This window comes from Calothrix sp. FACHB-168, assembly GCF_963889195.1.
GTDB classification, from domain to species: Bacteria; Cyanobacteriota; Cyanobacteriia; order Cyanobacteriales; family Nostocaceae; genus Aulosira; species Aulosira anomala_A.
This window is the reverse complement of sequence record NZ_CAWPNJ010000048.1, coordinates 18,926-42,961: the sequence shown is the minus strand read 5'-3', so window position 1 is coordinate 42,961 and position 24,036 is coordinate 18,926. Positions and strand designations below refer to the sequence as shown.

General features: G+C 39.2%; 19 protein-coding genes and 2 pseudogenes. 2 read left to right on the top strand and 19 right to left on the bottom strand.

The features are described 5' to 3' along the window. Positions 1 to 14: 14 nt before the first annotated feature. From AACW45_RS26680 to AACW45_RS38475, 8 genes and pseudogenes are all read right to left on the bottom strand, one after another. A complete protein-coding gene (locus AACW45_RS26680) occupies positions 15 to 1,721 on the bottom strand; it encodes a phage tail sheath family protein (protein ID WP_190635973.1) in 1,707 nt (568 codons plus the stop codon). A gap of 14 nt (positions 1,722 to 1,735) precedes the next feature. Continuing rightward, the gene (locus AACW45_RS26675) at positions 1,736 to 2,176 is read right to left on the bottom strand and encodes a phage tail protein (protein ID WP_190635971.1); all 441 of its coding nucleotides are present in this window, start codon (positions 2,174 to 2,176) and stop codon (positions 1,736 to 1,738) included. A gap of 42 nt (positions 2,177 to 2,218) precedes the next feature. Next, the gene (locus AACW45_RS26670) at positions 2,219 to 4,270 is read right to left on the bottom strand and encodes a phage tail sheath C-terminal domain-containing protein (RefSeq protein WP_199331240.1); all 2,052 of its coding nucleotides are present in this window, start codon (positions 4,268 to 4,270) and stop codon (positions 2,219 to 2,221) included. Positions 4,271 to 4,300: 30 nt separating this feature from the next. Beyond that, a complete protein-coding gene (locus AACW45_RS26665) occupies positions 4,301 to 4,921 on the bottom strand; it encodes a carboxypeptidase-like regulatory domain-containing protein (RefSeq protein ID WP_190635969.1) in 621 nt (206 codons plus the stop codon). A 10-nt stretch (positions 4,922 to 4,931) separates the two neighbouring features. Beyond that, on the bottom strand, positions 4,932 to 5,537 hold the full coding sequence (locus tag AACW45_RS26660) for a DUF4255 domain-containing protein (protein WP_190635967.1): 606 nt from the start codon (positions 5,535 to 5,537) through the stop codon (positions 4,932 to 4,934). Positions 5,538 to 6,196: 659 nt separating this feature from the next. Then, the gene (locus tag AACW45_RS26655) at positions 6,197 to 6,502 is read right to left on the bottom strand and encodes a hypothetical protein (protein ID WP_190635965.1); all 306 of its coding nucleotides are present in this window, start codon (positions 6,500 to 6,502) and stop codon (positions 6,197 to 6,199) included. Between the two features lie 190 nt (positions 6,503 to 6,692). Further along, positions 6,693 to 7,016, bottom strand: coding sequence for a hypothetical protein (locus tag AACW45_RS26650; RefSeq protein ID WP_242045770.1), 324 nt, complete (start codon positions 7,014 to 7,016; stop codon positions 6,693 to 6,695). Between the two features lie 691 nt (positions 7,017 to 7,707). After that, positions 7,708 to 7,833, bottom strand: a pseudogene (locus tag AACW45_RS38475) (hypothetical protein); the annotation flags it as partial. Between the two features lie 153 nt (positions 7,834 to 7,986). Between AACW45_RS38475 and AACW45_RS38470 the strand changes: the two are divergent. After that, a pseudogene (locus AACW45_RS38470) lies at positions 7,987 to 8,334 on the top strand (ParB/RepB/Spo0J family partition protein); the annotation flags it as partial. 29 nt (positions 8,335 to 8,363) lie between these two features. Here AACW45_RS38470 and AACW45_RS38465 read toward each other — a convergent pair. The 3 genes from AACW45_RS38465 to AACW45_RS26630 all read right to left on the bottom strand — a co-directional run bounded on the left by AACW45_RS38465 (position 8,364) and on the right by AACW45_RS26630 (position 10,075). Continuing rightward, on the bottom strand, positions 8,364 to 8,693 hold the full coding sequence (locus AACW45_RS38465) for a hypothetical protein (protein ID WP_373462101.1): 330 nt from the start codon (positions 8,691 to 8,693) through the stop codon (positions 8,364 to 8,366). Positions 8,694 to 8,715: 22 nt separating this feature from the next. Continuing rightward, a complete protein-coding gene (locus tag AACW45_RS26635; protein WP_190635963.1) occupies positions 8,716 to 8,991 on the bottom strand; it encodes a DUF4158 domain-containing protein in 276 nt (91 codons plus the stop codon). Positions 8,992 to 9,172: 181 nt separating this feature from the next. Beyond that, positions 9,173 to 10,075: a tyrosine-type recombinase/integrase gene (locus AACW45_RS26630; RefSeq protein WP_190635961.1), complete on the bottom strand. Its 903-nt coding sequence runs from the start codon at positions 10,073 to 10,075 to the stop codon at positions 9,173 to 9,175. A gap of 76 nt (positions 10,076 to 10,151) precedes the next feature. Here AACW45_RS26630 and AACW45_RS26625 point away from each other — a divergent pair, with 76 nt between their 5' ends. Continuing rightward, a complete protein-coding gene (locus AACW45_RS26625; RefSeq protein WP_190635959.1) occupies positions 10,152 to 10,610 on the top strand; it encodes a helix-turn-helix domain-containing protein in 459 nt (152 codons plus the stop codon). Positions 10,611 to 10,749: 139 nt separating this feature from the next. On the opposite strand, the gene AACW45_RS26620 is transcribed toward AACW45_RS26625, so the two are convergent. The 8 genes from AACW45_RS26620 to AACW45_RS26585 all read right to left on the bottom strand — a co-directional run bounded on the left by AACW45_RS26620 (position 10,750) and on the right by AACW45_RS26585 (position 23,407). Further along, positions 10,750 to 11,844 carry a cyclic nucleotide-binding domain-containing protein gene (locus AACW45_RS26620; RefSeq protein WP_190635957.1) on the bottom strand — a complete coding sequence of 365 codons (1,095 nt, stop codon included), beginning with the start codon at positions 11,842 to 11,844 and terminating at the stop codon, positions 10,750 to 10,752. A gap of 73 nt (positions 11,845 to 11,917) precedes the next feature. Beyond that, positions 11,918 to 13,069, bottom strand: coding sequence for a DUF7005 family protein (locus tag AACW45_RS26615; protein ID WP_190635955.1), 1,152 nt, complete (start codon positions 13,067 to 13,069; stop codon positions 11,918 to 11,920). A 6-nt stretch (positions 13,070 to 13,075) separates the two neighbouring features. Beyond that, entirely contained in the window at positions 13,076 to 13,858 is a 783-nt protein-coding gene (locus AACW45_RS26610) for a MinD/ParA family ATP-binding protein (RefSeq protein WP_190635953.1), read from the bottom strand. A 117-nt stretch (positions 13,859 to 13,975) separates the two neighbouring features. Then, complete coding sequence (locus AACW45_RS26605) at positions 13,976 to 16,573, bottom strand: hypothetical protein (RefSeq protein ID WP_190635951.1); 2,598 nt, start codon at positions 16,571 to 16,573, stop codon at positions 13,976 to 13,978. A gap of 60 nt (positions 16,574 to 16,633) precedes the next feature. Next, positions 16,634 to 18,079, bottom strand: coding sequence for a cache domain-containing protein (locus AACW45_RS26600; protein ID WP_242045768.1), 1,446 nt, complete (start codon positions 18,077 to 18,079; stop codon positions 16,634 to 16,636). A 577-nt stretch (positions 18,080 to 18,656) separates the two neighbouring features. Continuing rightward, positions 18,657 to 19,472, bottom strand: a complete 816-nt coding sequence (locus AACW45_RS26595) for a DUF928 domain-containing protein (protein ID WP_190635949.1) — start codon at positions 19,470 to 19,472, stop codon at positions 18,657 to 18,659. Positions 19,473 to 19,504: 32 nt separating this feature from the next. Then, entirely contained in the window at positions 19,505 to 21,709 is a 2,205-nt protein-coding gene (locus AACW45_RS26590) for a CHASE2 domain-containing protein (protein WP_190635947.1), read from the bottom strand. 45 nt (positions 21,710 to 21,754) lie between these two features. Next, positions 21,755 to 23,407, bottom strand: coding sequence for an NB-ARC domain-containing protein (locus tag AACW45_RS26585; protein ID WP_190635945.1), 1,653 nt, complete (start codon positions 23,405 to 23,407; stop codon positions 21,755 to 21,757). Positions 23,408 to 24,036 lie beyond the last annotated feature (629 nt).

The following is a 24,036-nucleotide window of genomic DNA, read 5'->3' as shown; positions in this document are numbered from 1 at the left end:
TTGGAATTGCTTAATTACCTCTCAACTATTTCCAATTCTTCCACTGTGCGTCCAATGCGGAAAATAATAAACTCCGCCGGACGGGTAGGCGCAACACCAATCTCGACAATTAATTTACCTTCGTTAACTATTTCGGGAGGATTGTTAGTTTCGTCACACTTGACGTAATAGGCTGCTGCGGGAGTAGCACCAACTAACGCACCTTGTCGCCAGAAAGTTTCCAAGAAACTGGAAATACCTAAAACAATTAATTGCCGTAAATTAAAACTATTCGGCTCAAATACTGCCCACTGAGTTGATTCATCTATGCCTTCCTCAATTTGCAGCATCAAACGACGTACATTTATATAGCGCCAGTCAGGATCGCTACTGATGGTACGTGCGCCATAAACGCGAATTCCCCGACCTGGAAAAGCCCGCACACAGTTGACACCCTCTGGATTTAAAATGGCTTGTTCATCGTCGTTAATTTCGACTGTCACATCTTCAGCCCAAAATAACTCGCCATTAGCAGGGGCTTTATATACTCCGAGATTCAAGTCAAAACGGGCGTAGAGTCCAGCTATGTGACCACAAGGGGGCACAGTTTTTGTGGGATTATTGCTCAATTTTAAGGGGTCAACTACTCGCACCCAAGGATAATAAAAAGCTGCAAAACCACGCTGGGAATCAAAACGCGATCGCCATTCTAATATCTCAGCAATTGTTAATGAAGCTTTGCTCCCAACACGCAATACTGCATCCAGAATTGCCACCCGGTCTTTTTGACGTTCGCAATGTTCTATCATCGCCTGTTGAACTGTAAAAATATTTTCGGGGGAAAATAAGGGCGGTGTTTCTAGTACATCAGAAATACTGGGAATGGCTTCTGTTGGTGACTCAGGGAAAGGTAAACAGGGATCACGGGGTGGTTCGTAAACCGGAGGCAGTTCGGGAACTAAAACAGGTCGGATATGAATGTCCGGAATACATACAATCCCAACAGCATCAACTGTTTCTAGTACGCTTAAGCCTTGACGTTTTGGGGAACTGGGATCAGATTTACCGAGAAAATCATTAATTGTTAAAGATGCTACTCCATCTTTTCCCTCTGCTAAAAAGCCAATTTGATTTTTGAAGCCAGAATTGGTGGCATTTGGTAGTAGCTGCTGATTGCGTTCGACTCCTGGAGCAATCAAATCTTCTGCGTAAATACACTGTGAAGCAGTAATTTTTTTATCACCATAATTAATCAAGCGAGCAAAATATCTAGAATGCTCAGGATTTAAGGATAAGTTAGTAAACACCTCCCGTTGTTGTTGGCGAATCACTGTTAAAGAAAAACTGAGACTACTAGGACGAACTTGAGTTAGTGCGATCGCAATTTTGTTACCCCAGCTTCCTTCGTTTACTGCTGTGACTCGCAATACATCAGTGTTGTTATTACTTTTGAGAACTAAAGATGCTTTGGCTGCATCGTTACCAGCAATGCGGACAATAAAACAAGTACGTCCCCCATTTTCAAAAAAGCCTTTGACAGCATACGCCAGGAAGCTATAAGGCAGAAAGTTACCAAATATTGCCTGAAACTGTCGCCAAGAGTTAACTTGCACCGCCTGGTTAACTAAGCCACGTTCTGCTAAACCGACAAACCCAGCAATATCCATCCGCACCTGTCGAATTATCGGGGGTGCAGCATCCTGAAATTCAAAATAAACACCAGGGGTAAGATACTCAGGCATAGTAGTCTGGGGTGCTAAACAATTTCCATACCTTCGTGGACTATTTCCACAGTCTCAACTAAGACATCATTAGTTTTGGCGTTGAAGGGGCCGCCTTCCCACTTTCTAATCCAGGCTTCCCGCAATCGCCAGCGTAATACTTCGTCACGCCTTTCATTCAGCAAAATAATATCTGCGCTTTTACGTTCTACCTGACCATTAATAATTTGTTTGCGCCAATTCCAAAGACTAATATCTTGCAGCATTCCTCCTTTCAAAGTAATGGGATTAAATTTATCTATCCCCTTGAGTTTTCGCATACTAGTAGGAATATCAGCACCTTCTCGGTATTCAACCACATCAGTTTCCGTAGACAAGCCGCTGCATTCCATAAAACCTGCCCGGTTAATGCCATCTATTTCCACCAAAAAATTAAACTGTGGGAAAGGATCATTGCGTTGACCTGTTTCTGACATAGTTATTGTCCTCCCAGTAATATTTGGAATTGATGAATTGTGTTAATCTTCTTCTAATGACGAACCACCTACCCATTGACCGATACGGAAAATAACAAATTCCGCAGGTTTGACAGGTGCAATCCCAATTTGGACAATGAGACGACCGTTATCAATGTCATCTTGAGTCATAGTAGTGCGATCGCATTTCACAAAAAATGCTTCTTCTGCAGTTCGCCCCATTAATGCACCATCACGCCAGACATTAGTTAAAAAGGCAGTTACTACCCGTCTAACTCTTTGCCACAATGCTTCATCGTTGGGTTCAAAAACTACCCACTGAGTACCTCGTTCAATGGATTTTTCAATAAAGATAAATAACCTGCGAACGTTGATATATTTCCAATCTGAATCACTCGAAAGAGTACGCGCACCCCACACTCGTAGTCCACGGTTATCTTCCCGAAAGTTGCGTAAAACGTTAATATTGCGAGGATTGAGAATATCCTGTTCTTCTTTATTTAGCTTAAATTCTAGGTCAGAAATGCCCCGAATTACTTCGTTAGCTGGAGCTTTATAAACACCCCTTTCAATATCACTGCGGGCATAAATTCCCATTGTATGACCACTGGGGGGTAAAAGCACGCTTCCTTGCGCTTGTGGGTTTTCTGGAAAAGGGTCAGGAATTCTTACCCAGGGATAGTAAATGGCTGCATATTTTGTATCAAAAAGCCCTCGTTGTTCTTGGACTTCTGCAATGCGATCGCCAACTTGTGAGTCCAGCACTGCAAAACGATAACGCATGAGTTCACAATGGTTGATTAGCTGGTTTTGTACTGTTTGGCTAGTGCGTCCGGGAATTGCCACAATGCTGATTTCTTGAATATTTTTTAGCGCATATAATCCGGTGCGGTCTTGAGGATTAACATTATCCACACCAATGTAAGTGTTATCATTGATACTAGCTTCATTATCATTACCACCACTCAAACTGAAGGAATTTGTCCCTAGTTCTGTTCGGATACCAGCTTGTGCTTGGTTTAAAGATAATCCATCTGCTACGCGAATTAAATCAGATTCTCCAGTCGTGCGTCCATCAGTACCCAAGGATGTATCTGGTGTAGCAATTGCACCAATTATCTTGACAAAATAGCGACTGTGACGCGGATCGGTTGCCAAATTGCGGTGAATTTCACTGACTATTGTTCGCTGACGGTTGGTGATGGGATTGATTTGTACCAGTTCTACCCGGATTCTCAATTCTCGCGATCGCACCGTTGCATTAGGCGCTACTGCTGTAGAAATTCCCGAACTAATACTAACAGTGCGGTTGTTAATAGCAGTGACTTTGTAAAATTGACCTGCTGTTGATTCTGTGTAATTAACTTCGATTACACTTCCCACTTCTAAACCCACAACAGAACGTAATGTTAAGGATGTATTACCAACTGCGGCGGCTGCATCTGCACGGGTGACAACTAAATGATCTGCTTGTGCTGTTACTCGCAGTCCATTTCCCCATTCACCTGCATCAAGAGTTTCGACAATCAGACTACTAACTTGTGCGGCTACTGTTGCTGTTGCATGGTCAAAACGCAATCCTCTATTGAAGGTAATAACATTCGTTGTTGTATTCACCTCCGTGACATAAATATATTCAACTGGAGTACCAGCAATTTGCAACCATCTACCAGCAGCAAGATTTGTTGTATTGTTTAAGGTTAAAGTGGTATCTCCTGCATCTGCATCAGATGCAAGTTGCCAGGTATTTAGGGTGATAGATGCTGGGTTACGAATCGTAATATTAACATTTGCCACCGCAGAGGTTGCACTGTCTGGTAAAACTCGGACAATGTAAAGGCGCTTACCACCATTTTGAAAAAAGCCCTCGGCTGCATGAGGTAGATACCAACTATTTTGATACTGACGGTAGTTGAGATAGCCACCGAATTGTCGTTGAAAATCAGGAAAACTAGTGACAAGAGTAGGTTCATTTGTCACACCCCACTCCGTTACCCCTAACATTCCTGAAGTAGTCGTACTGACACCTTCTATCGGTTTCGGGCCTGTATCTACCTCTTCAACATACACACCAGGGGCTAAATATTCTGGCATGATTAATCTCCTTTAGTTATGCAAAACTATCTAAGGCAATGGAACTAAATAAAAATTCTCTTGATTGAGTGACTTACTAAAATCAATTAATAAGTTGCGCGTCTGAGATTGAAAATTAGTAGCAATGCAGCGAATTGGCGCTGGTGCTAAAACCAGAATGTTATTAAAGCGATACCTGCCTGCTTCGTTAAGGTCAGCACTCGTAAGCGTAGAGTGGGTAACTGTTTCATCTTGGAGTATTTCAATTGTGGCGTTAGGAATTTTGGTGTCAGGATTTACTGCATCAAATACATAACCACCAATATTTACCGGATCGGCACTTAAAAGAATAGTGTCTGCTTGAGAAACAGGTTGATCAAAAGTCCAACCACTAGGGATAGTTACAGTTAAATTTGTTTTGATAAAACCTTGGCGAAATTGTGGTGAATCAGCCCGAATCTGAAGATGAATTTGATAGGATTGCGAACTTAACATAGGAAATAGTAACTCTGGTCTTCCAGAAATCACAAATCTACCGTCTTTTAACAGCTTGTCCACCACCTCACCAAATTGGGTCGTAATATGCACTTTACCAAACACAGGTTCTCCTGTTCCTTGGTGCAATATTTTACCTGTAACTAAGGCTACTTGTTCTAGAACTTCTAGAGTCATAACTTTTACCTTAAGTCCTATTTAATTGTTGGTATTGAACTTGTTTGCGACGCACCAATTCTGTTTCTTTTTCGTGTTTTGAGTCAATATAAATAACTTTGACTTCATAGGAAATTGAAAGGTGATATGGACGTGCAAAACTACTCCATAGCTTTGTTATATCCTCCAGTGAAATAGGATTAAATATTATTCGTAATTCCTCTGGCTTCTCTGCTTCTATTCCTTGTAAAAAATCTCCTTTAACAATAGTATTATCATATAAAATCTGCGTGACTTTACTGAGCAATTTATGATTATTGTCAGCACTATCTGTTAAGGGAGTAATTAAGTAAAACAAATTTAACGATAAAGGAGGATATGCTAGGGAATTGCTATTCCTTAATTCTTGGGGGCGATTCTTCATCTCAGCATTTTCCACAATTCGATAAAGAAATAGTGAAAGATAATTATTCTCTGGTTCTGTATCTTGCATTAATTTAAAAGGCGGTTCAAAAGAAATTCTTGTATCGTCAGTTGAACCCAAAATACTAGAAATAGAAGGGTCGATTTTCATCTCTTGCCATAAGAGATTCCTGAGAGTTCCATCTACAGCATTGACAACTTTGTAATCACTCATATTACAGTTCTCAACTCTAACTCTACATACTCAAATTTTGTTGACCTTCGGTAACCTTGTCTTGGCTGCTAGGCAAGACAGGGTGTTTATTCTCATTAATCGAAGTTAATTTACAAAAACTGTACTACTGGCTAAACGTCTAAAGTGATGTTTTTATACTGATGAATCAATTAAGCATCTCTACAATACAGTTAAGCATCACTATATTGTGTATTTAGAGGTAAGATTTAAGAAAAACTTTGTTATTGTAAAATATACTGAATTAATTTGACATAAAATTTTATTTTAAATAGAAAAACTTAATAAAAAATGACAATATAGCGATCCTAAATGAGTTACGTGTGACTTAAAGTATAAGTTAAAACTCAATGGCAAGCTTATACACTAACGCCAGCCGCCAAGGTCTAACTGTTGGTTGACCATGAGTGGGATACAAAGCGGTAAAATCACTGTACCAATTTTGAGAAAATATATTCTCAAGAATCTCTTGAAGCCGCGACCGTGCAAAAGTGTTGTGCGACATTACCTACGACAAACCCTTGCCGTGAGCAGATCATCGATTTCATAGAGTCAGTGTTTCTTAGTTTTTTCTTTCTCCAAAACTGGGTGAAGAAAACAGCAGTGTATCTGGGGGTGCGAACCCCACACACGCCATTTGGTTACAAATCAAAATCAAGAGTGAAAGTTTCGCCATCTGAAGTTTCTTGAATTTCTTGTGTAGATGGCGTTGGAGTAGACTGTTCTTCTAGGTTTTGCTTTGTAGCACTAGGACTAACAACAGGTGTATGTGTGACTGCTGGGTATATCGGGAATGCACCTTTTTTAAACGCAAAATAGCAATCAATGATAAAGTAAAGCGTCTCTAAGTAACTTTTATCTAATTGTTGTGATTCTGCAAATATGCGTTCACGGTAGCTGTCTTTAATACGAATTTTTTCTGGGGTTGAGTCTTGTTTATCTGCCATTGTTATCTTCTATAAAGTATGCTTAGGTATTCTTTTTGACATCTGTCCTACCCGATATAAGGGAGTTCCGTATCTCGTCTTACCTACTGTGGGTTTTCGACCTTTCCCCAGACCCTTATACCGTTTTTACTCGTTCGGTTCTTTCGATTGTTTTGATGGTTTAGGACAGTCCGGTTTGCCTATCCTCTCCTCAGAGATTGCAGCTATTGTCGGCGTGATGCTGCGAGAATAAGAGGATGTAGTCTGCATTTTGTTTTTCAGGTTGCAGCTTTACACTGAGACACTTTTCTAGGACTTGTTTTATCCATGCCATCTCCCCGTTAGCACCAGTGTGGTCTTCCTGCTTAACCTCTGGTTGTGCCCTGTTCCCAGCTTCAGCCTCCATAATTCCGAGTATGGTCACTGTGGGCAGATAGGGAGTCACTTGTCTCCTCAAGGGTAGGACTTGCTTTTCTAGGTTACTAGGCTCACCTACATCAAAAGAACAGTTATATAATTTGAAAGCAGCTTTCAAATTATGCTCTAGCCATACCTCCCTTAATAGGGGTTCCTGCTAGAAACGAGCCGCACTCCTACTGTGTAGGCAGTACCATTGAAAACTACCCTACCTGGGACATCTTCCATCTCAACAGAAGAAATATAACTGGGGCCGCGATCGCTTTATCCGTTTGGGCAAACAATACATTGCGACCAATAATATAGTCAAATATTACTCCTGGCGTTTGTGAAGCTAACACAGCAGGTAGCTCAGTGATTTGAGCATTTAATATCACTGGACGCATCAGTTCTGGAAGTGCTGCTGCTTGTTCAATGAGAGCAAGAGCATCATTTTGAGTATGAACACAAGCATAAACTCCACCTTCGGAGACGCGGCGGATTGCTTCCCAGGTGAGTAAACCACTACCTGCATTTAAATCCAAAACCAGATGATGACGTTGTAATTGAGCTAAGGTGAAAATGCGATCTGCCGTAGGCGGCAGCGCTTCGCTATCGCGTACTGCTGCTAATTGCGTGCCTACTTGCGAAAGAGTACGTTGTATCCATGATTCAGTAGTTTGATCAACACTGCCACAAGTGAGGATTTCTAGAGGAGCAACTCCCATTCCTTCTAAGGAAGCAGCTAGTTGAGCTTCACGGCGGCTGGCAACTTGAATATGAATTTTCTCCTCAAACCCATGCATTGATGGCTGATAAAATACTTGTCCTTGCAAGCTAGCAGGCAAGTATTGCTGCGCCACCCAATGGTCTCGGTAAGCGTGAGGATACAGATAGCCTGCTCCATGCCCAAATCCTTTTTTATCTCGATTAGCATCTTTGCGGTGATTCGGAATGTTTGTTGAACTTTCACTCTTACAAATTATTTTTCAGGTGCAAAGCAATCTCAGCATTTATCTGCTGCTGAGGAAGAAATACAGCAATTAAAAGCAGAAATTGAGGAACTTCGTTCTAAAAATTCTAGCGATCTAGAATTACAACTTAAAGAGTTGCGGAAACAACTAGAGTCTCACTCAGGGATTCTATCAATTCCTCTCGAACAAATTGAGCCGAATCCGGAACAACCTAGACAAACATTTTTGCCTGAAAGTATTGAATCAATGTCTCGCTCTTTAAGTAGAGACGGACAACTACAACCCATTATTCTAATTCAGAGAGGCAATCATCTATTAATATTCGATGGAGAGCGACGCTGGCGAAGCGCTAAAATTTTAGGTTGGCCAACTATACAAGCAGTAATAATTCCAGAACCAGTTACTTTACATCGCAAAGCATTACTGACTTCTCTTCATCGAGAAGATCTTAATCCTCTGGATAAAGCAGAAGCGATTGTACGGGAAATATCTACAATTACTGGGTTAGATGCTCAAGATATTCCGCGCCTTCTGTCAACAGTAATACGACGTTTGAACGCACAAAAGCGTATAAAGCCCGTTTTGGAATTAGTAACAGCTGATATAAAAGAACAAGAGCAAGAACTAGAGATTTTAGATATAAGTGAGTCAGAGAAGGCAGTATTAAGGGTGTTGTTGGATTTACAACTAAATCCTGCTTCTATCGATGCCAACATTTTTCCCATGCTGTCTTTAGCAGAAGACCTAAAAATTGCAAGGCGTTTTTCTTGTTCAATCGGGTCATTCTCTGTAATAGCCCCTTCCTTGCCAAAAAATACCCAATCTAAAAACCCGTGATACATCTCGACAATATTTGTAATTGCGTTAATTTCCTGCCGCATCCTTTACCCAATCTTGTAACTTTAAACACGACCGTAAATGTCTAATTACTGCGATGGGAACTAGTTCGGGATGAGGAAAATAACCGAGCCTTTGGAAGGATTTTAACATGACTATAAAACTAAGAAATCCTTGATGGCTCTTGGTTTTCGACTTTGCGGGTTTTATTTCATCTGGTGTTGGAGAATAAAGTTCTGCAAGCTCTTTAGCATCAGGAAACTGTTTAAATCTAGGGTAAGCGGTACGCTCTACTAATGTCATTAAAGTAATATTTGCAACACAAAGTGGTAAGAGCCGACAAAAAATTGGTTTATCCCTTACTTTTTAACCACACAGTATTTTATATTCTTTTGGGTACAAAGAATTAATTGAATTAATTTCCGCACTTTTTTGGTGAAAAATGCTGTTTTCGCAGATGATAAATAGGCAATAAAGGTTGATTCTAACTGTCTGGGTTTATCAGAATATTTAAAGCATGACGTGCGGCTGATTCTGCTTTTTGTGAGGTAACTTTTTGATAACGTAAAGTGGTTTGAATACTTTCATGTCCCATGAGTGAGGGTAACTCTTCTATACTGATTAATACTACCCGTTCGGTAGCATAAGTGTGACGTAAATCATGGATGCGTACACCGTTTAATTCTAGATATGTGCTGGTGATTTTTCGCCAATAATCATGCAATGTGTAGTAGCTAATTCTACTGACTTTGAGGGTGACTGGATGTTGTGCTGTAAAAAGTGCGTCGATATTTTTATGGCGTGAGTGCTGGAAATATTTATCTAGGGATTTGGCTGCATCATCACTATAAAAGCACCAACGCTGTTTGTTTCCTTTTCCCAATACCTGAAATTTTTGATTTTTGATATCTAGGTCTGATAAATTCAGGGCTAAAAGCTCTCCTGTTCTACATCCTGTCCGATGCAATAAATGAATTATTGCAGACATCCGCAGGTCATCTTTGGTTACTTTGTAGAGTATATTTAGCTGTGAGGGTGTTAGGTATTTTATTGTATCGTCGCTTTTATGTTCGCCTTTTTCTCGTTGTGGGGGACGCTGTTTTAATCCCCGAATTGGGTTGGATTTGATATACCCTTGCTCTACTGCAAAGTTAAATAGGCTTTGCAGTATTGCTTGATGCTTGTGGTGAGTTGTGTATTTTAAATGTGAAAGTGTATCTAGATACTCAACTAATCTTTGCTTACTGATAATTTCAATTGACCAACTTCCATACTCTGCTAGTAAGCTCAAGAGAGTTATTTCGTAGGTTTTGATGGTACTGGGTGCTAACCCAGTCCGTTCTAAAAATTTGACGGCGACGGTGGCTAATGTGACAGCTTGCTTCACTGAAAAAAGTGTGTTTTTCGCCAGGTAATTTATTCATAAATTATATATCTTTAGGTAAGAGCATTGACAGCATTTTATGAATACTTTTAAGACACCAAAACCTGGAGAATCCCTAGCTGACTATGTTTTGCGGATCAGGAAGGGACTGAATTTAACTCAGTTTGAGTTAGCTGATGCTGCTGGTATTCATTCTCGGTCTGTGGGGAAGATTGAACGGGGACTGACGATGAAACTCAGCCATAAAACTCTTAGCAGTCTTGCCTTGGCTTTGTCCGTGCCGGTTGAGTATTTGCAGGCTGTTGTTAGGGGGGAAGAGGTTGTAGCAATGCCAGCGATTAAGTTTTGCCCCCAATGTTGGAATCCTGGGGGTGCTGCTGATCCGATGTGGGGAAATGTTAGGGCTAAGTTTTGTTATCTGTGCGGTACGCAGTTGCGGGCTAGTTGTCGAAATTGTGGTGAGTTGGTGGTGTCGCTAAGGTATAAATTTTGTCCACTATGTGGAAAGCCTTATAAGGATGGAAGCGTAAATCGCTAAAACCTAGATATAGGAATTCTTTCCAGACCATCTTGCAGGTTTTACACGTATCTCGGCTCAATACCAAATTCACCTGGGGTTAAATGAATACTGATAACCTAGTAGCTACCACGACTAAAATCCAAGTAGCAGCAGATATTTAAGCTATGCTCATACGTGCAATCATCCAATCAAATCTTTTACTCGCTATAGCCATTTTATCTAAGATGCTGATATTGATTTCATCCTCATATTCAACATTATTACTGAGTGGAAGACCTGTACTATAAACTCTTCTACCATAGCCGATTCTACTTAAAATTTCCTGTAATTTGTTGGCAGCTAAAATAGAAATGACACGATAAAACCGAGAGGAAAATCCGATATCTTGTTGTAATTTTACTGCTAATTGCTGTTTGGGGATTGCCAAAATTAGAGAATCTTCAATTACTTTCACTGTCGCCCAAGGGAGGCGACTATCAATAAACGATGTTTCTCCTAATATTTCTCCTTTGGATAATTTAGCAATCTCACGCCCAATGAGTTCTTTACCCTCAATTGCAGAAAAAGCACGTAATAAAGGATTCCGATCATCTTCCGAGACAGACATAGACATTTTTCCCCTCAAAATAATATACAGGGCATCAACAGGACTATTTTCATAAATGAGTGTTTGACCTGCTGTAAATTTTTGGTTGATACCAGAAGCCATTAACCAATCAATATCACTATCGTTTAATTCAGATAAAACAAATAGTACTTCTTTTAAAGACTTGGCTTGTGACAATTTGCGCCTACCAAGTTGAGTAATCAAGTTTTCGAGTCTGTCTGCATAAATAATAGCGATCGCTCGGTAAAAGCGAGCTGCAAAACCAGTATCTTGCTGCAATTTTGTGGCTAATTTTTCTTGGGGAATTGACATCACTAATGATTTTTCTAGAGCCTTAATAGTAGTGATATTAGAACGATGGCTCACAAAAGGGACTTCCCCGACTACTTCACCCCTAGATATTCTTGAAATTTCCCAATCTGAGTTGATATCACTATCAATAGCTGCAAAAGCTCGATGCAAGGGATTATTCTCAGATTGAGTAATATTAACTGTTAATGTACCATCTAGTAAGATATACAAACAATCGCTAGATTTTCCCTCTAGAATGAGTGAACTACCAGATGGCAACTCCTGATGATAGCTGTTGGCAACTATCCAATTAATATCGCTATTACTTAACTCTTTGAGTAGAACTTCTGTCATAATTTGACTATCCTTGTATATGAGTGCAGTAGAAAACAACCAGATAACACACTAAGTTTCCAACTCACCAAAATTATGGTTGATCTAACAACTGTTGGATTAGGGAACTAAATCCTGGATCAGCTAACTCTTCTAATGTCAAATAAGACAATGCAACTAATAATTGCATTTGCCGATAGGGAGTTTCTAAATCATTGATATATTCTGCATCGAAACGCTGTAAATTAAATGCTGCTGCTTGCAACAATGACTGGAGAACTTTGAAAGCACCATCAGAAAGAGGTGGTTGTCCTCGATAGTTTTGCAGTCTACCTCCTTCTCGATATTCAGGAAATGATTCTAAGCCCATAAAATGTAAAAACCAGTCGGCTCGATAATATTCTATGGCAGCTACAATACCTCTATAATCAGCAATTAGTTCATCAAAGGTATTGTTTCGCATAGAGTTAAATAAACGATATGTTAAATAATGAGTACATTCGTGTTCTAAGCGAATTTTTAGAGATATATTTTGCCAAGCAGTTTCCTCTACACCGATTTCTTGGGCTGTAATGTTGCTGTAAGGACTGTTACTCAAAATAATGAATCTATCTTGGTACAGTTCTTTTTGCGGAATCAGGCGTTGAAATTCTAACGCCCAATCATGTTTTGAGCATTGATGAGAATTTTGCTGTTCCCATTGTTGGCGATAGCGGTGAATTCTATCCCAATTGTTAAACCCACCGACAATACAAGCTCCCATTGATGCAGGAATTTCCTTGGGTTCATTACGCTTTGTTAAAGCTTGGACTAAAGTAACAAAATCCTCCCGATTTCCAGGTAATAAAACAGGAATTTTCCCAGCCAAACTAGGATATATGTCTAAGTGCAGTTTGTCTGGTTGAGTCAATACTAAACCAGTTGCTTCTGCAAGATTATCGACAGATGTACCTTTACGAGTGGCATCTCTATATGCTGGAGTTGTGCTGATACCTTCAAGAATGGGGAATTGTAACTGTACTAATCGTTGCTGGAGAACTGCAAATGCGCCGAGAGTTACGGCTTCTGTTGCGTATGCTTCCCAAGTATTGATATGAGCTTCAGATGGTAAAGGAAATGGAATGGGATGCTTTAATTTATTTTGACAAAATACATTATGGTTATATGCTAGTAACTCATTTATTTCTGAGCTACTAGCACCATAGGCGGCAAGTACATTCGCACGAAATTGCGTTTGATTATTCATATTAAATTAAGCAGCAACATCAGCAATTTGGACAACAATTTTCTGCACAGTTTTACTAATAAGATGCTCAGGATACTGCACAGCGAAAATATCTTTGCTCCCTAATTCCACCATATCTTCAGAAAGAGGTAAAATCCCTGCTACGGGGACATTATAGATGCTCTCTACTTGTTTCTGTAAGTCGGGTAAATTTAAACTTGATAATGCTTTATTAATCACAAGTAACATTTTGGGGACGCGCAACTTACGAGCTACATCTACGGTGACAGCAGTACCTTGAAAATCTTGTTGATCTGGACGCAGGACAACGATCAATACATGAGAAATGCCGATAGAAATTAATGTTTCTTCGTTTAATCCAGGATGGGTATCAATAAAAAGATAGTCTAAATTGAGACTGATGATAAGTTCTTGAAAGCCATCATTGAGTCTGACTACATCATATCCCTCACGGATAATTCGGGAAATTTCACCAGCTTTAATACTAGAAGGAACTAAGTATAAATTACCTTTGATTTGATTGGAAGATTGTTGTTTATTGATGAGAGTATGAGTCACATCATAGGCAGCATCTTTCATCTCACAGCGTCCCCATAAATAGTCATTGAGAGAATATTCAATTTTGTGTTCGTTGAGTCCGAAAATGATGTGAACTCCAGGAGATTGGATATCTGTATCGATAATTGCTACCCGTTTTCCCTGGATGGCCATAGTAGCGGCGATATTAGCGATAGTATTTGATTTGCCTGTACCGCCACGGAAGGAGTGAATTGATATAATCTTGGACATAGTTTACCTTTTTTTGTTTATTGGGGATTGGGGATTGGGGATTGGATAAGAATGAATAACGGTGTACCTAAGTTATTTATTTTGAGTTTTGAATTGATTCATGAGTTGTATTGTTTGTTAAGATGGCGATCGCTCTGGGAATGTAAATTTCAACCAGCATTGATTGCTAATTAGTGGTAGCAAAACTTTGCCATTAGATAATTTCCAATCAAACTGCATTTTTTGATTACCACTCTCAACTTCTACAAATGTAGGTAAGTGCTGAGATTTATGTTCATCGTTATTCTTATCTGTCCAGACTTTCATTTCTTTTTCTCCCTTAGTTGGAAAGCAAAATATGGCATAGCGTAAAGATGAGAGTGAGGGAATATCGATTTTGGTGGCTTTTTGGTGTACTTCACCCTCTGCATATCCTAAAAGTATGTCTGCTATTTTCGGCTTACCACCAGCTGTAATCGTAAAGACTGAATTTCCTTGTGGTTGCTGTTCCTGTCGCAGTTCTACAACTACGCGGGAAGCAAAAGCACCATAAAGTTGCATAACCACAGTTGCACCCAGTGATAATAAGGCAATGCTGAATGCGCTGATTCGCGCTAGGGGATGTTGCCAGATGAATAAGCCGTGAATCAACAAAATACCCAGAAAAATGCTATATATGCCCACACTAAACAGGGGATGATTGAGAATCTTAAAGACTACAGCAGGTATCAGTTCTCCTTTTTTTCTACTAGAAATCAACAACAAAATTGGGAAAATTCCACCGACAAGAGAGTTACCCAGTACACCAGCAAAAGCGAGTATGTTTGTGAAAGATTGCGTACCGGCGAGGAATAGCCACTCAGTCAAGACAAAAACTAAAATTAATGGACTGATGGATAATAAAAAACGACGCTGGTTGAGGAGATTTAACCAAAAGTGAGTTTTTGGTTTTTTGGCTATGGCTGTCATGAGATTGTGTTTCACCTCCAAACTAGCTTCGTAGTTGAGGAGCATTGGCGAAGTAATTTGCAGATATACACGATCATGGTTAGCTGATTGGATATCAAACATCAGGCGAATATGGGACTGGTTGATGTCTGGGTATTGAGTAAATAACTCTTTGATGTCCCAATGTTCATTGGCTGCAATCTCTACATGGTAGATGTGGCCTTGTAACTGTATATCTATTTGGAACTTGGGTTGATTGTCTATAATTCCCAAATAGGTGATACCGATACAAGAAACTTCCGTAGAATTACCATAAGGCTGAAATTTTAACATTCCCCCTTGGCGGGGTAACATCAAGACGGGAAGAGATGGGGTAGGTATCCATTCTTTGGCTAGGTTGACTAGAAGACTGGAACTACGCAACCAAGCCATTCCCAACAACAAGGTAACTAAAATTGCTCCCAAGATAGGAACAATGGAGCCGACTTGAATAGCTAGGGCTTCTAGAGCCGTTCCTGATTGTTGGGCTAATAATTCTGGTGCGATCGCGCCATTGACAACCAGCACCCAAAGGCAAAAAATTACAGTTAAAAATGCTGTTCCCCACACACTACCCCAAATTAACGATGAGGCACTAGGATCACGCGGTAGGACAACTTTGGCACATTCTCCCACATAGACATGACCAAAATACAGCATCAAACCCACACCAAAAATTCTTTGTAATATCCAGGGTTGGAAAGGTTGATTATTCAAAAAAGGCAAGTTTACATATAACAGGTTTTCTAAATGGACGTGACGCAATGTCAACAGTGACAGTATCAAAAGTAACCCAATATTAATCGCGGCGAGAAATACCAACAGGGAGACTGTGAAATTTAAGGATTGGCGAGTTAGCAAATATGAACCCGCCACAAATAGCAATACAGCCCAAATTTCTGGAGGTATTTGAGTCAAATTAGCCATCGTTGTTGACAGGCCAATGTAACAAGCCAAGGCGATGAAAAATACCCGAATCCCAACTGCGAAGGAAAGTATAAATGAACCTGCTGCGCCTAAATAATTGGCGACTAATTGTTTGATGAAGGGATGACCATAACGAAAATCACTGCTACGACCGAAGGCTTCAGCCATACAAGCCATTGTGACAACGTTAATTGCACCGATAATTAACAAAAAGACCACTGTCGGTAATGGCCCAATATCAACTACAGCGATGGGTAAGGCTAAAAAGGCTTGGGGTAAACCCAAGGAGATGGTGAGTAAAAAGGCCAGCCAGAATGGTGGTACAGATTCAATTTTTTGTGAGACATCTTTCAACATCCAGCGCAATTCTTCGATGAATGTGGTGTTAGATGCAAAGATGTTTAATATTGATGTTCTATACAGCCGAGAATAGGCTGTTTGTACGGCTTTTTCATCAAGACCTAAGACGGTGCGAATCTGGGGTATGGCTTGATAGGTAAAATTGTACTTCTGTACCAAGGCTTGGGCGATCGCTGCTTTGAGTCTAGGATTTGCTGGAACTAAAGAAGCCCATTCACTAGCGTAACGTTCTAGTTGCTGAATAGTCGGGCGGATTGGTGGTGCATTACCTAAAGCAAATGCTTCTAGAAAGGCTAAATCGCGTTCATGAGCAGATTGGGGTGCTAAGGCAAATTCTACACGCGATCGCGCTGCTATTTGAGCTGTTCGGCTCTCAATTAAAAACAAAATTGTATTGGCTCGTCTAGCAGGTAAACCCGCTAATACCTCTTCACGAGATATCAGTTCATCATCAAATGTCATAGGTATCACCCCCTGGTAAATATGCGAAATTTTTCATGCAGCAACATAGAAGTTTCTATGTTAATTAGGCAGTTTTTGCGTTATGTTGACAGATTTTCGCTGCTTGAGAGATTGCACCTGATTATGCAGGCGAGCGTAGTAACCAATCTCAGTTTCACTGGCCACTATTGTGCTTTGCTTAATTTTGGCAATTTTTTTCTGGATATTTTCAAAATGTTCATTACCAGTGATTTCCTCCACATATCTAGTTCTTTTAGTTTCGTCGATTTCTATTTTTAGTTCTTTTACCTGCATTTTCAAATTCTGATTGCGCGTCCTAACAGTTTCAGCCATATTCATATAGACACGCACTAATTGACCGATATCATCGCGGCTATGAGCAGCTTGCACTAAAATATGATCTGCTTCCTGATTAAAGGTTTCTTTTTCTAGTGCTTGTGCTGCTGCTGTCAGTCCACGAATTGGGCGAGAAATCCGAGAACTTAACCACAAAGCAACAATTGTGGTAATTCCTCCCACAATGATCACACTACTGATATTAAATAGTATGAGATGATATAAAGGAGCTTCAAACTGCTTTCTAGATTGACTTATACCTAATACCCACGACTCTACTTTCATGGGTGCAAAGCCCACAATCATTTGTTGCTTTTCAATTGGGGAATAATAACTAGTATGCCCAGTATCTTTAGCTCTGAATATGGATTCTAATTCTGGAATATTCAGGCTATTTATAGATGGAAAAATATTTCCCAAGTTAGATAATAATTCTTGCGCTTTATCTGGTGAAACAGGAAAAATACTTTTATATAAAGTAGATTGTTCTGTATGGGAAATAATCAAACCATCTTCATCAATGAGAAAAGAATAACTCTGATTAGCTGGCTTTAATGAATTAACAATTGACCAAATACCTTCTCCTTTAATTTTGAGTACCACAACTCCTAAAATTTTGCCTGTTTCTGATTTGACAGGAGCAGAAAAGTATAAGCCTGGTCTATTGGTTGTTTTTCCTATCAGGATACTAGATATATAGGCTTTTCCCTGAATAGCAGACTTATAGTATTGCCGAAAAGCATAGTTTTGATTAATAAATATGGGGTCAGTCGCCCCAACACATCGACCTTTGTCATCTAAAATATATGCAGCATCAAAATCTGGGTTTGCATCATGAATATTTTTGAGAGTTTTTTGTAGTCTAAGACTAAATGTTGTTTGCTGTTCCACTGTGTCAGCAGATAGAAAATCCACGACATTGAGATCACCACTTACTTGAATTACCTGACGTTGAATATCAATGAGCATTTGATCAAGGCGACTAGCAGTATTAGCGGCTAATAGCTCTAGCTTACGATATTCAGCAGCCTCTACACGCCCTAAGCTCTCTCGTAGATTGTAATATGCTGTGAAGCTCATGGGGATGAAAACTGCCGATATTAATGCCACAGAAATTTTAGTGGCTATTGTCCAGCTAGGTATGTAAAATAAGCGAGAAATTGCTTTCATTAGAGAGATATAGTAAACTTTTTCAAACAATCATCTACTAAGAAAGATTAAAGGTTTGTAGTAAGAACTTCAGTTTTCAACTCACGACTAAAATCCTAACTACAAACCAAATCCTATTAATAAGTAATTTCCGATGAAAATAATAAGTATTTCATCTGTACTAAAAAATATTTAGTACAGGTGATTTTTATTGATGTTTTTAAGTATAAAATGCGCTGATATTTATCTCAATATCAGATTTTTTTCTAAGACTCACATTTTTGTTGTTTTTTACGGTACTTATACCGATTTTACATTGAGAGCATGGATTAATAGGCTATTCCAGTAGTTCAAAATAATACCACCTATCTTAATTTGGTATTATTTTGGGCAATTAGGAATCAAACTATACATAGCAAAAAAAGTACCTTAAAGATAAGAGTAATCCCTCTTGACTTTCATGCTCTTAATACTTTTGCTTAATGTAGCTCGCCTGGCGTAGCCATAGATGTGCTTTATTCGGGACTGTAGAGACGTTGTATGCAACGTCTCTACATTATTTTTAAGTGCAACTTCATAGATAATTGGTATAAGCTTTTCACCTTTGTGATTCCGTTGTTAAGACAGGTTCTTGAGCAATATCTGACAAATTTATTGATTTTAAAATTTCTGCCCAATCGGTTTTGAGAGTATTATCTTGGGAATTAGTCTGAAGTAGTTGTCCTAATTCTGTAATGGCATCGTACCAAATCTTCTGATGGAAATAGGCTAGATATTTATGAGATTTAACAGATTTTATTTCGCGGTCAATGTTTTTTGTAAGTGCAATTCTTTCTATCCAAGCATCAACATAGAAATACTTACTTTCTGAATTTTCTAGCCCACAATAAATTTTAAAATACCAATGATACTTCTGTCCTAATTTTAGGGAATATTGGGGTTCAGATGGCAGATTAATATTGATAACTCCTGATACTGGAGGAAGTTTTAAGGATTTTCGATAAATATCTTCTCCAATCTCATTCTGTAAGATAAATTCTCCATTGCGAATATTACTAGGTAATTCAGGAATATATACCCAAAAGGTAGGATATTCAGAAATAGTTGCAGCTAAAAAAGATGTAGAGCCTTGAAAATTATCTAATGTTTCTTGGCCAGGAACAAGAGCAGTCAGGGGAATATTTAGTGCTGGACAGTCATTGCGACTAGTTCCACCCCGACGACGACCGACAGGCGCACCATTTTCTGGTAACTGTGGCATTGTGGACAGATTTTGCTGATTACTGGCATATAGTGTCTGTAATTTCGTGGTTGAGGCTTCTAGAGGTAAGGGAGAACTTACGAGACAAACCATTCCGAAAGCAACGAAATATCTCAACCTGAGCAATGGTAGAAGCAGTTTTGTTAAAGCCATAATCTCAACCCAAAATTTTTATTAAACAAGTATTAGCGATGTGTGGAATTCAACCAAACAACTATGGCTGGGACAGTAATGATTAAAAGTGCGGGTGGAATGATTGGTATCCATCCAGCATTGATAAATGTGAGGTAGCAAATACCAAAAAGTAACAAAAGTGCGATCGCAATTGTTACTCCTAAATATAAAGGGCGACGAATACACAAAGCTAGTATTCCTGCTAAGAATGACCAGCCGATGCTCCATATTGCTTCTAGCCAACTAGGCCACCACCAGATTAAGGGTCTATTGTCTAAAACTGCACTGAAAATCTGGGCGATCGCTTGAGCTTGAATGAATATTCCTGGTATATTTTTGTGAGTGCGGATGGCTGTGGCAGTGTAGGGAGTTTTCCACTGATCAACTGTACTAGGGGCAGTCACACCTATCAGCACTACACGATTTTTGAGCTGGTTAATTAATTCTGGAGTAACACGATTTTCCAGAATATCTCTCAGCGATAATTGCGGTGCAATATCTTTGGGAGAACCCAGAGAACGATAATTCAGTAGTATTTGATAACCAGAGGCATCAATATTTTGATAACCACTACTGTGGGTTTTTAATTGTGGGAAGATTACTTCGCCTATTTGTAGTTGTCCATCACTATTTACATGGGCATTAATTCCTTGATTAGCTAGATAGTGCAGTGCTGTTTGCAAACTAAAGGCATATTTTGCCGTGCAAGCAGAATTAGCTGGCGGGGTTAAATGTAAGAGATGGCGGCGGGCTACTTCGCCATCATCGGCGACGAAATCACTAAAACCTAAACGGGATTCTGGAATTTCTGGTGGTGGTGGAACAGCATTTGGGGCATCATCTTTGGGTGCTGCTACTTTACAAGGAGCAAAAAAGCGTGTGTCTGTGCGGAGATAATTTGCTAATTTGGGATAGTCAGCACTGACGGGGAAATCACGATAAATATCTAAGCCGATGGTTCTGGGTTGATATGGCTCTAATTTTTCGATCAGTTGCAACAGTGCTTGATCGGATAAAGACCATCGAATCTGCATTCCTAGACTATGTTGATATTGAATATCTGCTTCATCAATAGTTACAAGCAATAGACGCGGATCTGGTTTTTCGATGGGGCGTAGTGCCATCAGGCGATCGAAACTGTGTAATTCCCAGGGCTGGAAAATACCAAAATATCTTACTCCGATGACACAACAGGCGATCGCTACACTCACCGCCATTACTTTACACAGATTGTGCCAAATATTAGTTAAATTATTAACTGCTAAAATTCTACCACCGGAGGAGGAGAGATTTTTTTTACCTGCACTTAATTCGCTGATTTGCAGTTCTTGGCTTTGGTTATTCTGGATTTGTTCTAAGATCGACTGCGGGTTGAGAAGACGCTCATGGGGTGCAGGGATCATCAGGTTATCAATGAAATCGCCTAAACCTGAAGAAATCTGGGGTGCTTGCTCTCGCCAAATTATCCGGTTTGTGTGCGGCTCTTTCGGCAAATCGTTAGGGTGTATGCCTGTTAATAGATTAACAAAAGTCCGTCCTAGCGCAAAATAATCTGATTGATAACTAGCTTGACCTTGTAGTTGCTCTGGTGCTGTGTATCCCAAGGAATAGACTCTAGTAATATCACCGCCATCCAGCTTTTCGGCATAAGTTACAGTCACTTGTCTGGCTGCACCAAAATCAATGAACAGCAATTTACCATCAGGACGAATCATTATATTTGATGGCTTAATATCTCGGTGTAAAACTTTTTCTTGATGTAGTTCCACTAATAATTTAGTTAGTTGCATCAACCAATCAATAGCTAATTCTTCAGATAATCTACCATGTTTCTCTAACCAATGAGCTAGATTCTCTCCTGGGATTTTCTCCATGACTAAGCAATACAATTGTTCATGTCTATCTTTAGGATAAAACTGAAAACAGGTATCAATTTGAGGTACACTTAAATATTTCAAATGTCTGAGGATGCTAGCCTCTTGCTCAAACATTTCAATCAAACGTCGCCGATTGCTAGTTAAAACTTTGAGAACTTTAGTTGTACCTAAATTATCTATTTCAAATATTTCTGTATGGTGATTTTGATGCAATTCTCTTAATGGCTTAATCACCCGATAACGCTCGTTAATAATTAAGCTAGATCCACAACTCTGGCAAAATTCTTGATCGTCAGGATTTTTCCGATTAAGACACCAGGGGTTGATACAGTAGCTCATATTTCAACATTTTATATTCAGTGGGAGTATTAACAGGGAACATTATTACCGATAACTGATGTTACTCAAATCAGATTTGAGTTCTAGAAGCAGATTATTAACATTACTTTTGGCATAGCCCACAAACAAGGGAGTTTTTCCTTGCAAAAGGGAGAGAATTTTGGTGAGGTATTCTGCAATTAAACTTTCATCTTTGAATATTTTATATAGTTGGTTTTTAATGGGTTTCAGAACTAAGCGGACTTGCATTTCTTGAATAACTGCATCTTTTTGTTTTTGCTGCACTAAAGACAGAATTCGCAAAACCTCTATTGTTTCAATTTTTTGATGTCTGCTAAATTCCCGAATTTCTTGACAAACTCGCTCACAAATTTGATTAATCACATATTGAGAGACTACAGGCTGCTGGAGTGAGAAGAGAACATCTTCTTCTACCACATTTCTTTCAATCAGCGATCGCCGCAAAAGTGATTCTATCGCTTCCATTAATTCTGCTTGGGTGACGGGAGCTACAATATCTCCACGTAATTGGGATAGAGAAATTGGTTGACACTCAATTGCTAACCAGTAGAGGATTTCCTGCTCTAAATCTGACAGGTACTCAAACTGCTCGTCTAAGATATCGTTCAGTTCACCAAAAACTATTGTCTCTTGTTTCAAAAAGGCAGAAACCTTACCCCCAAATAATTCTTGAATAGTATTAGCAACAATTTTCAAAGCTAAAGGATTACCTCTATAAAGCTGAATCAAATCATCCCAAGTATCTGGATCTAATAACTTTTTCTCTTGAAATATTTCCTTGGCTGATGAGTCTAAACCTTGTAGAGATAAGGAGCGCACCGGACAATTTTCTCCTGCCATCAGGGCAATTTCCTTGGGTTTCTCCCGTCCTATCCACATCACAGAACTACGATGATATTCTTGCCCTAATCTTTTTAAGAATTTACCGTAAATTTCAAAACCTTCTCGATAATGTCCAGCCGTATGACTACTTTGCTGAATATTAGTAGTTGCATCTAAAATGACAAGACAACGATATTGGCGGAGAAAATTAATAAATTCGGTAATTTGAGCATCAATGTCTTGTGCAATTAAATAACTCTGCTGTGATTCTGTAAGTCGGCTGATTTCCGCCAGCAATTGGCTAAGTAATGGATCTTGGCGTAAATCTCGCCAAATAATCAAATCAAATTCTGTTTGTATTTGTTGAACACATTTTGCGGCTAATGTTGTCTTACCAACTCCCCCTATACCCACGACTGCTACTAGCCGACAATGTTGATTGACTAACCATTCTTTTAAGGTGGCAAGCTCTGGAGTTCGTCCATAGAAAACGCCGATTTCCGGTATTTCACCCCAATTTTGCGGGGTTTTGGGAGGCAGTTCACTCACAGATTCTCTGACTGCTGTCTGATTGAGTTTCACTGTGGATAGCTCTTGCCACAACCTCTCCAGCACGAATCGAAAATTAGTTTTACTTATGTCCTCTCCTAAAACCTCTGATAATAATTTCCACAGCTTAGGAGCTGCCACTTGTTTGATGTAACCCAAACTGTAATCACAGGTGTCTGCTATCTGTTCATAGGTTTTAGCTTGCCACGCTCCTCTGAGAATGATGGATTCCACATCTTTTAGGTGTTGACCTGTATTAGTCAAAAAGATGTGATCTATGGTTTGGATGACTTCTTCCACATTCATTGAGATTATAAGAATATACGCAAATGCAAAATTTACAGACTAAATTGATATTAACTTTGTTAAATAAATTAGAGATTTTACCTCTCTCACAATCCTAACATCTCAGCTCAGTACACACAATCAAGCTGAAATTGATTGTCATCAACTTAAATTAAGTGATGCAACTTCTAAATTACTTTCATCTTGCAACAGTACAAATTTATGTAATTTAATTATCTCAGTAAGAATCTGAAACGCTTGTTATATCGGCAAAAACCTGCGTTAACAAGTAAATTTGTTACATATCTTTTTACTTTTTATAGGGTTATACGTATAAGTGGGAAACACAAGTATATAAAGTTTTGTAAAGTTACATGAGGTGATAAACTGAACTTAATCTTGGTTTATTAGCATTTGTATTAACTAAGTTAATAAAAAAGTTAATGGCTGAAATTACAACTACGGACGTATGATTTTAATCATAGTGCTGATAATAAAGCTGAATTTTTGTTCAGATGTTTGCACTGTATGCTCTTAAACACAATCAATGAACTTGAATAGACTACCTGATACCAATTCACGCAAAAGTTGATGCAGATGCAAACGCTAAAAGTTTTGCTGAGTCTCACTTTCTTAATTTTGAATTCTGA

Coding starts and splice junctions, on each gene's coding strand:
- AACW45_RS26585 (WP_190635945.1), bottom strand. CDS start 23,407: ATGAATGTGGAAGAAGTCATCCAAACCATAGATCACATCTTTTTGACT.
- AACW45_RS26675 (WP_190635971.1), bottom strand. CDS start 2,176: ATGTCAGAAACAGGTCAACGCAATGATCCTTTCCCACAGTTTAATTTT.
- AACW45_RS26660 (WP_190635967.1), bottom strand. CDS start 5,537: ATGAGTGATTACAAAGTTGTCAATGCTGTAGATGGAACTCTCAGGAAT.
- AACW45_RS26670 (WP_199331240.1), bottom strand. CDS start 4,270: ATGCCAGAATATTTAGCCCCTGGTGTGTATGTTGAAGAGGTAGATACA.
- AACW45_RS26600 (WP_242045768.1), bottom strand. CDS start 18,079: ATGAAAGCAATTTCTCGCTTATTTTACATACCTAGCTGGACAATAGCC.
- AACW45_RS26620 (WP_190635957.1), bottom strand. CDS start 11,844: ATGACAGAAGTTCTACTCAAAGAGTTAAGTAATAGCGATATTAATTGG.
- AACW45_RS26665 (WP_190635969.1), bottom strand. CDS start 4,921: ATGACTCTAGAAGTTCTAGAACAAGTAGCCTTAGTTACAGGTAAAATA.
- AACW45_RS26605 (WP_190635951.1), bottom strand. CDS start 16,573: ATGACATTTGATGATGAACTGATATCTCGTGAAGAGGTATTAGCGGGT.
- AACW45_RS26595 (WP_190635949.1), bottom strand. CDS start 19,472: ATGGCTTTAACAAAACTGCTTCTACCATTGCTCAGGTTGAGATATTTC.
- AACW45_RS26635 (WP_190635963.1), bottom strand. CDS start 8,991: ATGACATTAGTAGAGCGTACCGCTTACCCTAGATTTAAACAGTTTCCT.
- AACW45_RS26615 (WP_190635955.1), bottom strand. CDS start 13,069: ATGAATAATCAAACGCAATTTCGTGCGAATGTACTTGCCGCCTATGGT.
- AACW45_RS26610 (WP_190635953.1), bottom strand. CDS start 13,858: ATGTCCAAGATTATATCAATTCACTCCTTCCGTGGCGGTACAGGCAAA.
- AACW45_RS26625 (WP_190635959.1), top strand. CDS start 10,152: ATGAATACTTTTAAGACACCAAAACCTGGAGAATCCCTAGCTGACTAT.
- AACW45_RS38465 (WP_373462101.1), bottom strand. CDS start 8,693: ATGTATCACGGGTTTTTAGATTGGGTATTTTTTGGCAAGGAAGGGGCT.
- AACW45_RS26655 (WP_190635965.1), bottom strand. CDS start 6,502: ATGGCAGATAAACAAGACTCAACCCCAGAAAAAATTCGTATTAAAGAC.
- AACW45_RS26590 (WP_190635947.1), bottom strand. CDS start 21,709: ATGAGCTACTGTATCAACCCCTGGTGTCTTAATCGGAAAAATCCTGAC.
- AACW45_RS26680 (WP_190635973.1), bottom strand. CDS start 1,721: ATGCCTGAGTATCTTACCCCTGGTGTTTATTTTGAATTTCAGGATGCT.